Below are 14,024 nucleotides of genomic sequence, written 5' to 3'. Positions count from 1 at the left end.
GCTCTACCCGAGGAAAGCTCCATGCAGATTCCCTTCAAGCGCCTGCTGCTCCTGGGCGCCTTGCTGCTCTGCGGTAGTGCCCAGGCAGGCGAGAACGCTGACGGATTCGTCGACGTGCTCGATCTGCCGGCCGCCCACAGCAATCCCCCCAGCCGTGTGCCGCTGCTGGCGATCACCCGCCTCGACAAGCGCCTGGTGGGCGTTGGCCAGCGCGGCCACATTCTCTATTCCGATGACGGTGGCAGCAGTTGGCGCCAGGCCGAGGTGCCGGTCAGTTCGGACCTCACTGCCGTGCGTTTCCCCACCCCACAGGACGGCTGGGCGGTGGGGCATGACGGCGTGGTCCTGCACAGCGCCGATGGCGGCGTGCACTGGCAGCGCCAGTTGGATGGCCGGCAGATCGGCCAGTTGATGCTCGACTACTACAAAGCCCACCCGCAGCCGGACAACGCCACCTGGCTGGCGCAGGCGCAGCGGCTGAAGGAGGAGGGCGCCGACAAGCCGTTCCTCGACCTGTGGTTCCGCGATGCCAACGAAGGCTTCGTGGTGGGCGCTTTCAACCTGATCCTGCATACCCGCGACGGCGGGCAGAGCTGGGAGCCCTGGAACCACCGTATCGACAACCCCCAGGCGTTGCACCTGACCGCCATGGCCGCCAGCGGTGATGACCTGTTCATCGTCGGCGAGCAGGGGCTGCTGCTGCGCCTTTCCCATCAACAGGGAGGCCAGCCGGAGCGCTTCGTCGCCCTGCAGTCACCCTACGCCGGCAGCTTCTTCGGCGTTGTCGCGCGGCCCGGCCTGGTGTTCGCCTACGGCCTGCGCGGCCACGCCATCCGTAGCCTCGATGGCGGCGAGAGCTGGAGCGCCGTCGACACGGGTCTACCGGTCAGCCTGACTGCCGCCAGCTTCGATGCCAATGGCCGGCTGTACCTGTTCAGCCAGGCCGGCCAGGGCCTGGTCAGCGACGACAGCGGCGCCAGCTTCAAGGCCCTGGACCTGGCTGAGCGCCTGCCCGTCAGCGGCGCCTTGGCCGGTCCCGGCCGCCTGTTGCTGGTCGGTGCCCGTGGCATCCGCGAGAACGCGATGCCGGCGCGCTGAGCGCATCGGTGCTCCACCCGTACAAGAACCATAAGAACAAGAGATAGAGAGACAGCCTCATGGTCGACCTGAAGCAAGGCGAGATGCCTGTAGTCCGCGAACTGCGGGACTTCGATATCCACAGCGGGAACCTGCTGGAGCGCCTGGTGTTCAACCACCGCGCGCTGTTCATCGCCCTGATCGCGCTGGTCACCCTGGTGCTGGGCTACATGGCCGTGAGCCGCCTGGAGATGCGCCCGGCCTTTGAGAAGATGATCCCCCACGGCGATCCCTACATCCGCAATTACCTGGACAACCGCGCCGCATTGCGCGGCCTGGGCAACTCGGTGCGGGTGGTGGTGGAGAACCCCAATGGCGACATCTTCGACCCGGCCTACATCGATAGCCTGCGGCAGATCAGCGACCAGCTGTTCCTCAGCCACGGCGTCGACCGCGCCTGGATGAAGTCGCTGTGGTCGCCGGCAGTGCGCTGGACCGAAGTCACCGAGGAAGGCTTCCAGGGCGGCCCGGTGATGCCCGACGGCTATGACGGCAAGCCCGAGGCCATCGGGCAATTGCGCGAGAACATCGCCCGCGCCGGCATCGTCGGCAGCCTGGTGGGCAACGACTTCCGCTCCAGCATGCTGCTGGTGCCGCTGCTGGACCGCGACTCGGCCACCGGCAAGGGCATCGACTACCGCGAATTCTCCCGTGCCCTCGACGACCTGCGGCTGAAGTACGAATACCTGGGCGACGCCCGCGCCTTCGCCGCCGGCGAGGAGGGCAAGGGCCCGGTGCGCCTGCACGTGATCGGCTTCGCCAAGCTGGTGGGTGACCTGATCGACGGTCTGGTCAGGGTGATGTTCTTCTTCGGCCTGGCGGTGGTCACTGCCTTCGTCATCATCTTCTTCTACACTCGCTGCCTGCGCAGCAGCCTGCTGGTGATCGGCTGCTCGCTGCTGGCGGTGGTCTGGCAGCTCGGCCTGGTGGCCTGGCTGGGCTATGCGCTGGACCCGTACTCGATCCTGGTGCCGTTCCTGATCTTCGCCATCGGCGTGTCCCACGCCACCCAGAAGATGAACGGCATCATGCAGGACATCGGCCGCGGCACCCACAAGCAGGTGGCCGCGCGCAACACCTTCCGCCGCCTGTTCCTGGCCGGCGTCACCGCGCTGCTGTCGGATGCCGTGGGCTTCGCCGTGCTGATGCTGATCGATATCCCGGTGATCCAGGACCTGGCGATTGCCGCCAGCATCGGCGTAGCCGTGCTGATCTTCACTTCGCTGCTGATGATGCCGGTGGCGCTGTCCTACCTCGGCGTCAGCCAGCGCGCGGCAGAGCGTGCCCTGCGCGAGGAGCGCCAGGTGGACCGTCAGCAGGGCCTGGGTAAGCTGTGGGCGTTGCTCGATCACTTCACCGAGCGGCGCTGGGCGTCCATCGCGCTGGCCGTGGCAGCGCTGCTGGGCGTGGGCGGCCTGCTGGTCAGTCAGCATCTGCAGATCGGCGACCTCGACGCCGGCGCCCCGGAGCTGCGCGCCGACTCGCGCTACAACCGCGACAACGCCTACATCACCGGCCACTACGCGCTGTCCAGCGACCTCTTCGCGGTGATGGTGAAGACCGCCCCGGAAGGCTGCCTGAACTACCGCACGCTGATCCTTGCCGACCGCCTGGGCTGGGCGCTGCAACAGCACGAGGGCGTGCAGGCCACCACATCGCTGGTGAACGCAGTGCGCCAGATCACCGCCGGCACCTACGAGGGCAACCCCAAGTTCGCCAGCCTGCAGCGCAACCAGGATGTGCTCAACTACGCCGCCCAGCAGGCCTCGGTGAACACCCCGGAGCTGTTCAACACCGAGTGCTCGCTGATGCCGGTGATCGCCTTCCTCAAGGACCACAAGGCGCAGACCCTGGACGAAGTGGCCGGCATCGCCGAGACCTTCGCCCGCGCCAACAGCACGCAGGAGCGCCAGTTCCTCCTGGCCGCCGGCAGCGCCGGGATCGAAGCGGCGACCAACCGCGTGGTGCGCGAGGCCAACCATCGCATGCTGTTCTACGTCTACGCGGCGGTCGGCATCTTCTGCCTGATCACCTTCCACAGCTGGCGTGCGACCCTGGTGGCGCTGTTGCCGCTGGTGCTCACCTCGATTCTCTGCGAGGCGCTGATGGTAGTGATGGGCATCGGCGTGAAGGTCGCTACCTTGCCGGTGATCGCGCTGGGCGTGGGTATCGGGGTGGATTACGCGTTGTATCTGCTCAGCGTGCAGCTGCAACTGCAACGGGCCGGGCTGCCGTTGTCGGTGGCCTACCAGCAGGCGGTCGCCTTCACCGGCAAGGTGGTGGCGCTGGTCGGCGTGACCCTGGCGGCGGGCGTGATTACCTGGGCCTGGTCACCGATCAAGTTCCAGGCGGACATGGGCATCCTGCTGACCTTCATGTTCCTCTGGAACATGCTCGGAGCGTTGATCCTGATTCCGGCGCTGTCGCATTTTCTGCTCGGCGGGCGGAGGCTTTGAGCAGGCCATCAGCTTGTTTGCCAACTTTCGGTGCGGGCTGTTGAGACCCTCTCCCCAGCCCTCTCCCTGAAGGGAGAGGGAGCCGTTTGGCATGCGGTGATACCGCCAATTCAGCCGGTTAGCGCTGAATCTTCCACTTGCTCAGGACAGTTCCCTCTCCCTTCAGGGAGAGGGTTAGGGAGAGGGCGCTTCAACGTTCTTCCAGAGCATTCGCGAGCAAGCTCGCTCCTACAAGAATTGCGCCGAACGTCAGCCTGTAGGAGCGAGCTTGCTCGCAACAGACCATGCACCGGTCTCGAAGAAAAACCTGGCACCTCCTCCAGGGTAACCCCGCGCTCGCAGCGGAGGAGCGGACCTTGTCCGCGAGCTCCGCCGCGGCGAAATGGGTTCACTCTGCTCCAGGCTGAAACTGTCCTCAACCCGTAGGAGCGGACTCCGTCCGCGATCGCGTCCAGGGCGCAGAGGACTATCCCGTTTCAATCAAACGCCGGAATCGCCTCCAGTTCATGCAGCAGCCAGTCGGCGAACTCCCGCGCCAGGGCCTGGTTGCCGTGGGGCGGGATGATCAGGAAGTACGGATGAGGCGCCGGGAAGTCGATGTCGAACAGGCGCACCAGGCGGCCTTCGGCCAGTTCCTCGCCGGCCAGGATATGGTCGCTGATGGTCACGCCGCCGCCGGCCAGCGCGGCGCGGATGGTCAGGTAGGCGTCGGGCAGGAAGACGTTCTGCCGCGCCTGCAGGCCGGGTACGCCGGCGGCCAGGAAGTAGCGGCTCCAGTCGAAACCATCGTCCTCGTGCAATAGCACCTGGCGCGCCAGGTCGCGCGGTTTGCGCAGGTGTTCCTGGGTGTTGAGCAGGCGCGGGCTGCACACCGGGAAGTAGCGGATGTCGCCCAGCGCGGCGAAGCGCTGGCCTTCGATGTGCGTCTCGCCGAAGGAAATCACCATGTCCACCTGGCCCAGGTCGCTGCTCATCGGCAGCAGGTGCAGGGCGACTTCCTGGTAATTGCGCAGGAATTTCTCCAGCAGCGACGACACCCGCGCGAGCAGCGCCGGGGCGCAGGCGATGCGCAGCTCGCCGGCGGGTTCCTCGGTGGGCAGGGCGCGGCGGATGTCGCGCAGCTGGTCGAAGGCGCTGCTGATCTGCTGGCTCAGCTGGCGCCCGGCCGGGGTCAGCTTGACGCCCTTGCCCTGGCGTTCCACCAGCGCCACGCCCAGCTCTTCTTCCAGCTTCTTCACCTGGTGGCTGACCGCCCCATGGGTGACGTGCAGCTCCAGTGCCGCGCGGCCGATGCTGCCCTGGCGGACCAGCGCCTCGAAAGCGCGCAGGGCGATGAGCGAGGGCAGGCGAAACGCACTGTTCTGACGCATGGCTATCCTTTTTTCGTGAATTTGACTAACGATTCAGCCGGAAATCTATTGAATTGTCGTTAGTTAAATTTGCACAGAAGATGAGCCCAAGCCAACACCGATCAACAAGAAAAAACGGCTGGAGACCCGCCATGCAGCATTTCGTCGACTTGCTCGGCCTGGGCAAGCGCTACGGCAACCTGCAGGTCCTGAGCGACCTCAGCCTGAGCATTCGCCAGGGCGAATTCCTCACGCTGCTCGGCCCTTCGGGCTCGGGCAAGAGCACCACACTGATGATGCTCGCCGGCTTCGTCGAGCCCAGCGAAGGGCACATCGAGATGGACGGCCGCGACATCACCCAGCTGTCGCCGGACCAGCGCGATTTCGGCGTGGTGTTCCAGGGCTACGCGCTGTTCCCGCACATGAGCGTGGCGCAGAACGTGGCCTACCCGCTACGCATCCGCAAGGTGCCGGGCGCGGAGATCCAGCGCCGGGTGGCGGAGGTGCTGGAGCGCGTCGGGCTGGCCGGTATGGGCAATCGCGGCATCGCCCAGCTCTCCGGTGGCCAGCAGCAACGTGTGGCGCTGGCCCGCGCGCTGGTGTTCAAGCCCAAACTCCTGCTCCTCGATGAGCCGCTGTCCGCCCTCGACCGCCGCCTGCGCCAGGAGATGCAGGGTGAGCTGGCGCGCATGCACAAGGATTTCGGTACCACCTTCGTTTTCGTCACTCACGACCAAGAGGAAGCGCTGGCGCTGTCCGACCGCATCGCCGTGTTCAACAAGGGCCGCCTGGAGCAGGTCGGCACACCGCGCGAGGTCTACGAACGTCCGGCCAGCCGCTTCGTCGCCAATTTCCTCGGCGATACCAACCTGCTGGAAGTTGGCGTGGTGGGCCGCGAGGCGGAAACGACGCTCTGCGACTTCCGTGGTCAGCACTTGCGCGTGGCCCATACGACGTCAGCGAACCAAGGCGGCAAGAGTTGGCTGGCGGTACGCCCGGAACACATCGACCTGCGCCCGCTGCAGGACGCCGGCCGCGACAACGGCCTGTGCGCCACCGCCGGCAACGCCACTTATCAGGGCGCCCACGTCAACCTCGAACTGACCCTCGAGCAGGGCGAGCGCCTCGACCTGCGCCTTCCGGTCGCGCACCCGCTGCTGAGTGACCTGCGCAGCGGCCAGCGCTATTGGTGCAGCTGGTCGCCGCAGCACTGCCACCTGTTGTCCGCCTGACAACCACATAACGAAGACAACGATCGGGGAGCAATCACAATGAAAGAACGCCAAGGCTTCATCGAAGACGCCATCGAAATCGCCGCCGAGAAGGGCGAGCGCGCCGGCATCAGTCGCCGTGATTTCAACCGCAGCCTGCTGCTGCTCGCTGCTGCCAGCGCCTTGCCGTTCGGTGCTGGTGGCCGTGCCTTCGCCGCGGGCGGCAACCTGGTGCTGGCCAACTGGGGCGGCGATGCGGTGCCGGCTTTCGAAAAGAGCTTCGGCGGCTTTGACCAGGCGTCCGGCTTCACGCTGAAAGTGGACGGCAGCGGCCCCACCGAGGGTGCGCTGAAGACCCAGGTGAGCAGCGGCGCGGTGCGCTGGGACGTATGCGACGGCGAGATGTATTCGTCCTATCGACTGGGCAAGGACAAGTTCCTCGCGCCCATCGATTTCGGCATCGTCGACAAGTCGCTGATCGGCTACGGCGACGTGCATGATTTCGGCCTCGCCAACTACACCTACAGCTACGTGATCGGTTACGACCACGAGCAGTTCGGCAATAACCCGCCCAAGTCCTGGGCCGACTTCTGGGACGTGAAGAAGTACCCGGGCAAGCGCACCCTCTACAAGTGGATGAGCGCCAACCTCGAATGCGCGCTGCTGGCTGACGGCGTGCCACCGGAGCAGCTCTACCCGCTGGATGTGGACCGCGCGCTGCGCAAGATCGAGGAGTTGCTGCCGCACATTGCCACCCACTGGTCCACCGGCGCCGAGTCGCAGCAGCTGATTCGCGATGGCGAGGTGAGCATGGCGCAGATGTGGCACACCCGCGCGGAGCTGGTGAAGAACGACACCGGCGGCAAGATCGACTGGGGCTTCGACGGCGGCATCGTCTCGCCCTCGGTGTGGATGGTGCCCAAGGGCAACCCGGCCGGCGCCAAGGCGGCCATGGAGTTCATCGCCTACGCATTGCGCCCGGAGGTCCAGGCCAAGCTCATGGAGGTCTACAACATGGGCCCGGTGAACCTCAAGGCCAACGACCTGCTCAGTGCCCAGTTGCAGGCGATCAACCCCACCGCGCCGGACAACCTGAAGAAGCAGGTGTCGCTGAACAACAAGTGGCACGCCGAACACTACGGTGAAACCCTGGAGCGCTACCTGGCGCTGATCGGTGGCTGAGATGCGACGTTTCGCACCGGGCGTGCTGCCGGTCTACGGCCTGCTGATCCTGCCGTTGCCCTTGCTCGTGGTGGTCGGCTACCTGCTGCCGACCCTCGGCGTGCTGGGTTGGAGTTTCAGCCTGCCGGAGTGGGGCACGCAGAACTACGCGGCGATTGCCGACAACGCCAACCTGCAGGCGGTGATCTGGCGCACCTTGCGCATCTGCCTGCTGACCACCGCGATCAGCGTCGGCATCGCCTACCTGATCGCCTACCGCTGGCGTTTCGCGACGCCGCGTGGCCGGCAGCTGATCGAGCTGTTCGTGCTGCTGCCGTTCTGGCTGTCGATGCTGATCCGCGCCTTCGCCTGGCTGGTGCTGTTGCGCAACGGCGGACTGGTCAGCCAGGGGCTGATGGCCACGGGCTGGTTCGATGCGCCGCCGCCGCTGGTGCGCAACGAGCTGGGCGCGCTGATCGGCATGGTGCACTTCATGGTGCCGTACGCGGTGCTGCCGCTGCTGTCGTCGCTCAAGCAGGTGGACGACAGCCTGCTGCGTGCTTCCAGCAGTCTGGGCGCCAGCCACTGGCAGACGCTCAAGGACATCTTCATTCCGCTGACGCTGCCGGGTGTGGTCGCCGCATCGGCCATCGTCTTCGTCTTCAGCCTCGGTTGCTTCGTCACCCCGGCGCTGCTGGGTGGCGGCAAGGCGGCGATGCTCGCGGAGTACATCTACGTGCAGATGTTCCAGCTGTCCAACTGGGGCCTGGGTGCGGCGTTGAGCATCGTGCTGATGCTACTGGTGGTCGGTTGCGCGCTGCTGTTCGGACAACTCATCGGCTACCGCCGCCTGCTCGGGAGGGCTGAGCTGTGACTCCGCAGGGAACCTATCTCTCCGCCATGCCCAAGGGCGTGAAAAAGCCGCAACTGCCCCGCCCGCAGGTCGGCCGCTGGCTGTCCTGGGCCGCCCTGGCGCTGTCCGCGCTGTTCCTGCTGCTGCCGATCCTGGTGATCGTCCCGCTGTCGTTCGGCAACCAGCGCTACCTGGCCTTCCCGGACGGCGGCTGGTCGCTGCGCCACTACGCGACGCTGTTCGATGGTGTCTGGCTGGTGTCGATCCTGCAGAGCCTGGGCCTGGCGCTGGTGGTCGGCGCGCTGTCCACGGCGCTGGCCTTCCTGTTCGCCACCGGCATCTGGCTGCAGCGCCGACACCGCGCGCTGCTGACGGCCATCGTGCTGTTGCCGATGATCGTGCCGCAGGTGGTCTCGGCCATGTCGATCTACTACCTCGATGCGCGCTTGGGCGTGCTCGACAGCCTGCTGGGCGTTGGCTTCGGCCATCTGCTGATGGCGCTGCCGTACTCGGTGATCGCCCTGCTGGTGGCCTACGCGCGGCTTGACCAGAGCCTTTACAAGGCGTCGCGCTCCCTCGGTGCCGGGCTCTGGCCGACGCTGTGGAACGTGCTGCTGCCCAACGTGCGCGGCGGCGTCGCCGGCGGCTTCTTCATGGGCTTCGTGATGAGCTGGGAAGAGGTGGTGGTGACGCTGTTCACCAGCGGCCTGAACGTGGTGACGCTGCCCAAGCGCATCTGGGACGGCCTGCGCTACAACCTCGATCCGGCGATTGCCGCCGTGTCCACCCTGATGATCGTCCTCACCCTGTTGGTGATGCTGGTGCGCCTGTACCTGGCGCGGCACCAACCACCCAGCTGACTGTTTCAACCGCGCATACGGCCGCCCGATGGCGGCCCCAAACAAGAACGGCTGTATCGCTTGCACCTTGTCCCTGAGGAGGGAGTCCCCATGCTTACTGCTTTCCCCGCTCGCACCTACCGTCAACGCGTCGAGGCCGTCAAACGCCGCATGGCCGACCGTGGCCTGGACGCCCTGGTGGTCAACTACCCGGACAACATCAACTACCTGAGCGGCTTCGACAGCCTGGGTTTCCTCTGGTACCAGGCGCTGATCATCTCGCCCAAGCTGGCCGAGCCGGTGTTCCTCACCCGCACCAGCGAAGAGCCCTGCACCTGGGAACTGTCGTGCATCAACGAGGCGATTTTCTATGACATCGCCAAGCAGGACCCGCTGAAGATCGTCGCCGACGTGCTCGCCCAGGCGGGCCTGAGCCAGGCGCGCATCGGCCTGGAAATGACCGCCTCGACTTTCTCCCCGGCGCAGTACAACGCATTGCTGGGCTACATGCCCGAGGCTCGCTTCGAAGACGCCGGCCCCCTGGTCGCCGAGAACCGCCTGATCAAGACCGCCGAAGAAATCGAATACCAGCGCAGCGCCGCGCGCATGGCCGACCAGGGCATGCTGGCCGCCTTCGAGGCGCTGCGTCCGGGCATCTCCGAAGTGGAAGTGGCTGGCATCGTCGCCAACGCCCTGGGCCGCGCCGGCAGCGAGTACTCGGCGATCAGCCCGATGTGCGCCACCGGCCGCCGCAGCACCATGACCCACGCCATGCCGCACCGCCAGACCATCAGCCACGGCGACGTGGTGATCCTCGAACACGCCGGTGTGTGCAACCGCTACCACGCCATCCTCATGCGCACCGCGGTGATCGGCAAACCCAGCCCGCGGGTGAAGGAAGTGGCGACCCTGCTCACCGAGGCCTTCAACGCCGCCATCGAGATCGCCAAGCCGGGCACCCCGGTGGGCGAGGCCAACCGCGTGTGCAACCAGATCCTCGACCGCATCGACCTCTCGCGCACCCGCGTGCACCGCATCGGCTACAGCCTCGGTCTTGCGTACCCGCCGACCTGGCTGGAAGCGATGATGGTGGACGAGGCCGACGACCACGTGTTCCAGCCGAACATGTCGTTCTCCATCGAGCCCAACCTGTCCTTGTACAACGAAGGCTTCGGCATCAAGCTCGGCGACACCGTGCTGTGCGGCGAAAAGGGCTCGGCGAGCCTGTCGGAGCTTCCGCCGGAACTGACGATCATCGACTGATGGAGGTTCGCCCCCGGTCCGCGTACTGCCGGGGGCGAAGCCGTGTTGCGTGTCTGCGCCTGCGGGCGCAGTGAAGGAAACCGAGGGCTTCCGATGAGTCACACGATGGATGTTTTCTGGCACGACGACGTGCTGCGCCACGACACTGCCGCCGGTGTGTTCGAGGCGCCGCCCAGCGACCTGCTGGCCGAGCAGCTGCTGCACCCGGAGAGCAATCCCCGGCTGCTGAACATGCGCGCAATCCTCCAGCGCGGGCCGGTGGCCGGCTCGCTGCGCTGGCATGAAGGTCGCCATGCCAGCGAAGAGGAGTTGCTGAGTTTCCACGATGCCGACTACCTGCGCGGCATCTTCGAGGCGGACGCCCAGGGCAAGCGCTTCAGCAGCACCACGCTGATGTCCGCCGGCAGCCTCGCCGGGCTGCTGGCCGCTGCCGGTACCAGCCTGGCGGCGCTGGAGAGCGTACTGGCCAGCGGCCATCCGGCCATGGCCCTGGTGCGCCCGCCGGGCCACCACGCCGCGCCGGCCATGGCCGACGGCTACTGCTTCTTCAACCATGCCGGGATTGCCGCGCGCGCCGCCCAGGCGGCCGGTCTCGAACGCGTCGCCATCGTCGACTGGGACGTGCACCACGGCAATGGAACCCAGGAGGGTTTCTACGACGATCCGTCGGTGTTCACCGTATCGCTGCACATGGACCACGGCGCCTGGGGCCCGAGCCATCCGCAGACCGGCGCGGTGGACGAGCGCGGCTACGGCGCGGGGCTGGGCAGCAACCTCAACCTGCCGCTGCCCATGGGCTCAGGCGACCAGCTGTACGAGATGGTTTTCGCACGCTTCGTCGAGCCGGCGCTGCGCGCGTTCAAGCCGGACCTGCTGATCATCGCCAATGGCCTGGATGCCTCGCAGTTCGACCCCAACGGCCGCCAACTGGTGACCATGCAGGGCTTCAACCGCCTGGCCCGCCGCGCTCGCGCGCTGGCCGACGAGCTCTGTCAGGGGCGACTGCTGGTGGTGCAGGAGGGCGGTTATAACCCGGCCTACAGCGCGTACTGCCTGCACGCGGCGACCGAGGGGTTCCTCGGCCAGTCGTCCACGCTGCCCGATCCACTGGCCTACATGCCGGAGCCGGTAGCGCGGGTCGAAGCTGACCTCGCCGCGCTGGACACGCGGCTGGCGTCGGCGGGGTGGACGTTCGGCTGAAACCTGGGCATCCGCCGTAGGACGCGTGACGCGCCAGCGCTATCCGACGCGGATGACCCGGCAGACGTGCAGGTACAGGTTTGCGCCGATGGGATCTCGCAAGTAAGGCGTGGAGCGTGGCGATACCCATCAACCCATGCGCCATCCGCATGGGTATCGCTGTGCTTCAGCCATCCTCCGGAGCGTTTTCCCAAGAGCTTCCCACGGGTCCTTCTTGTAGCAACGGGTCATGTCCGCGTTCATTGGAACGCATCGGCGCCGAGCATGAATCGCTTCTGCAAGGCCGCGTGCTACGGCGCGATGTCATCGAACTTCCGCGCGATGGCATCGATCACCGCGCGAACTCGCGCCGTATGGCGCACATCCTTGTGGGTGACCAGCCACACGTCGTAGGGCTGTGGCGAGCGATCCGGCCACAGGCGGACCAGGCCATCCGCTTCGCCCAGCGGCAGCGGCAGCTCGCCGACGCCCAAGCCGGCGGCCAGCGCGCGGCGGACCATGAAGCCGGACGTGCAGGTCATGGCGATGCGCCCGCGAATGATCGGCTCGGAGGCGAGGAAAACTTCCTTGCCCGCGTCGAGATAAGGTTGATAGACCACCAGGTCGTGCCCGGCGAAGGCGCTTCCCGGCTCAGGAACCCCGCGCTGCTGGATGTACTGCGCGGAGGCGAACAGCCCGCTGCCCCAGCGTGCCAGGCGCCGCACGATCAGGTCCGGGTTCTCCGGCTGATGGGTGCGCACGGCGATGTCGGCCTCGCGTTTGCTCAGGTTGAGCATCTGCGTGGAGGTCTGCAGTTGCACCTCGATGCCCGGCTCCTCGCGGTGCAGGAGGGCGAGCGCGGGGATGATGAAGTCCGCGGCGAAGGAGTCGGTGGTGGTGACCCGCACCACGCCGCTCATGCGGTCATCCATGCCGAGGATCTGCCGTTGCAGCTCGGCGGCGGATGACTCCATGGCCTGCGCTGCGGCCAGGGCGATCTCGCCAGCGGCGGTCAGGCTGTAGCCGGCCGAGGTGCGCAGGAACAGCGTCGCCTCCAGCGAACGCTCCAGCGACGCCAGGCGCCGGCCCACCGTCGCCTGGTCCACCGCCAGCACGCGGGCGGCGCCGCGCAGGGTCTGTTCGCGGCACAGGGCGAGGAACACCCGGGCATCGTCCCAGTTCATCATGGCGAAGTCCTTTTGATGCAAAAATGCAATGCTTGCATGAAAACACGCTGCATTGCTGCATCTTACCTGGCATTTATGATTGCCCCATCACCACTCAACGGCGCCGCGCTGACGGCGCGATAGGGGTTGTCATGCATACCGATGCTTCCCGCCTCGCCAGCCGGGGCTCCCTCTGGTTGCCGATCTGGGCGGGCCTCTGCGCCAGCCTGGTCGGCATCGGCCTGGCGCGTTTCGCCTACACGCCGCTGATCCCGGCGCTGATCGAGGCGCGCTGGTTCTCGGCATCCGCCGTGGTCTACCTGGGTGCCGCCAACCTCGCCGGTTACCTGGTCGGGGCGCTGGCCGGCCGTCCGCTGGCGGCGCGCTGGTCGAGCACAAGGGTACTTCGCGGCATGATGCTGCTGGTCACGCTGTCTTTCCTCGCCTGCGCCTGGCCGCTGAACCAGGCGTGGTTCTTCTTCTGGCGGCTGGTCTCGGGAATTTCCGGCGGGGTGATCATGGTGCTGGCCGCCGCCACCATCCTGCCGCATGTGGCCGTCAATCGGCGTGGGCTGGCGAGCGGGGCGATCTTCCTGGGCATCGGCCTGGGCATCGCCGCATCCGGTACCCTGGTGCCGCTTCTGCTGGCGCTGGGGTTGGTTCAGACCTGGCTCGGGCTCGGCGCGCTGGCCCTGGTGCTCAGCCTGAGCAGCTGGTTCGGCTGGCCACAGGAGCACCCGCATACCCAGGCCCCTGAGGTGGCTGGGCCACGCGCCTCGGCGGGCGTCTACGTGCTCTTCGCCCAGTACGCGCTGACGGCCGCCGCGCTGGTGGCGCCGATGATGTTCCTGGTCGACTACGTGGCGCGGGGCCTGGGCGCTGGCACCCACAGCGGGGCACTGATCTGGACGCTGTACGGCGTCGGCGCCATCGTCGGGCCGGTGGTCTATGGCTTCCTCGCCGACCATCTGGGCGCGCGAGCGGCGATCCGGCTGGTGCTGGTGGCGCAATTCATGGCCCTCGGCCTGCTGCTGGAAACCGGCGACCTGCGCCTGCTGGGCGTGGCCAGCCTGGTGATCGGCTCGTTCCCGCCGGGCATCGTGCCGCTGGCCCTGGCGCGGGTGCATCAACTGGTACCCGGCCATGCCGCGCAGAACGCCACCTGGAGCCGCGCGACGGTGTCCTTCGCCAGCTTCCAGGCCATCGCCGGCTATGCCTACTCGGCGCTGTTCAGTGCGAGCCATGGCCACTACGCGCTGCTCTTCGCGGTGGCCGCCGGAGCCATCGTGCTGGCGGTGCTGATGGAGCTAGCGCTGCTGTCCAGCGCGGCGCCGCGGGCCGGTGAGCCGGCGCGGGGCTGAGCCACGTCGGCGCGTCGGGTTTCTGTAGGAGATTCTATGTCTACCCCGC

11 protein-coding genes are annotated in these 14,024 nt (G+C 66.9%); 9 read left to right on the top strand and 2 right to left on the bottom strand.

Translation table 11 applies throughout. From position 1 onward, the window contains the following. The first annotated feature begins 21 nt into the window (after positions 1 to 21). Entirely contained in the window at positions 22 to 1,098 is a 1,077-nt protein-coding gene (locus tag C167_RS0108030; RefSeq protein WP_017517751.1) for a WD40/YVTN/BNR-like repeat-containing protein, read from the top strand. A gap of 59 nt (positions 1,099 to 1,157) precedes the next feature. Then, the gene (locus C167_RS0108025) at positions 1,158 to 3,593 is read left to right on the top strand and encodes an efflux RND transporter permease subunit (RefSeq protein ID WP_017517750.1); all 2,436 of its coding nucleotides are present in this window, start codon (positions 1,158 to 1,160) and stop codon (positions 3,591 to 3,593) included. Positions 3,594 to 4,069: 476 nt separating this feature from the next. Here C167_RS0108025 and C167_RS0108020 read toward each other — a convergent pair whose 3' ends face one another. Then, positions 4,070 to 4,963 carry a LysR substrate-binding domain-containing protein gene (locus tag C167_RS0108020; protein WP_017517749.1) on the bottom strand — a complete coding sequence of 298 codons (894 nt, stop codon included), beginning with the start codon at positions 4,961 to 4,963 and terminating at the stop codon, positions 4,070 to 4,072. Between the two features lie 131 nt (positions 4,964 to 5,094). Here C167_RS0108020 and C167_RS0108015 point away from each other — a divergent pair, with 131 nt between their 5' ends. From C167_RS0108015 to C167_RS0107990, 6 genes are all read left to right on the top strand, one after another. Then, positions 5,095 to 6,174, top strand: coding sequence for an ABC transporter ATP-binding protein (locus C167_RS0108015; protein WP_017517748.1), 1,080 nt, complete (start codon positions 5,095 to 5,097; stop codon positions 6,172 to 6,174). 39 nt (positions 6,175 to 6,213) lie between these two features. Then, positions 6,214 to 7,335 (top strand): ABC transporter substrate-binding protein, encoded by a 1,122-nt coding sequence (locus C167_RS0108010; protein ID WP_017517747.1) that lies wholly within the window; start codon positions 6,214 to 6,216, stop codon positions 7,333 to 7,335. A gap of 1 nt (position 7,336) precedes the next feature. Then, positions 7,337 to 8,188: an ABC transporter permease gene (locus C167_RS0108005; protein ID WP_017517746.1), complete on the top strand. Its 852-nt coding sequence runs from the start codon at positions 7,337 to 7,339 to the stop codon at positions 8,186 to 8,188. Further along, positions 8,185 to 9,027 carry an ABC transporter permease gene (locus tag C167_RS0108000; RefSeq protein WP_157791822.1) on the top strand — a complete coding sequence of 281 codons (843 nt, stop codon included), beginning with the start codon at positions 8,185 to 8,187 and terminating at the stop codon, positions 9,025 to 9,027. The genes C167_RS0108005 and C167_RS0108000 overlap by 4 nt, the downstream gene beginning before the upstream one ends. 90 nt (positions 9,028 to 9,117) lie before the next feature. After that, complete coding sequence (locus C167_RS0107995; RefSeq protein WP_017517744.1) at positions 9,118 to 10,269, top strand: M24 family metallopeptidase; 1,152 nt, start codon at positions 9,118 to 9,120, stop codon at positions 10,267 to 10,269. 105 nt (positions 10,270 to 10,374) lie between these two features. Beyond that, a complete protein-coding gene (locus C167_RS0107990; RefSeq protein ID WP_017517743.1) occupies positions 10,375 to 11,469 on the top strand; it encodes a hypothetical protein in 1,095 nt (364 codons plus the stop codon). Between the two features lie 290 nt (positions 11,470 to 11,759). Here C167_RS0107990 and C167_RS0107985 read toward each other — a convergent pair whose 3' ends face one another. After that, positions 11,760 to 12,632: a LysR family transcriptional regulator gene (locus C167_RS0107985; RefSeq protein ID WP_026078886.1), complete on the bottom strand. Its 873-nt coding sequence runs from the start codon at positions 12,630 to 12,632 to the stop codon at positions 11,760 to 11,762. 134 nt (positions 12,633 to 12,766) lie between these two features. On the opposite strand from C167_RS0107985, the gene C167_RS0107980 reads away from it, so the two are divergent. Beyond that, positions 12,767 to 13,975, top strand: a complete 1,209-nt coding sequence (locus C167_RS0107980; RefSeq protein WP_017517741.1) for a YbfB/YjiJ family MFS transporter — start codon at positions 12,767 to 12,769, stop codon at positions 13,973 to 13,975. The last annotated feature ends 49 nt before the right edge of the window (positions 13,976 to 14,024 follow it).

The sequence above is a fragment of the Pseudomonas nitroreducens TX1 genome, assembly GCF_000313755.1.
Classification (GTDB): Bacteria; Pseudomonadota; Gammaproteobacteria; order Pseudomonadales; family Pseudomonadaceae; genus Pseudomonas; species Pseudomonas nitroreducens_A.
The sequence above is the reverse complement of the archived record's forward strand: the minus strand, read 5'-3'. Positions and strand labels throughout refer to the sequence as shown.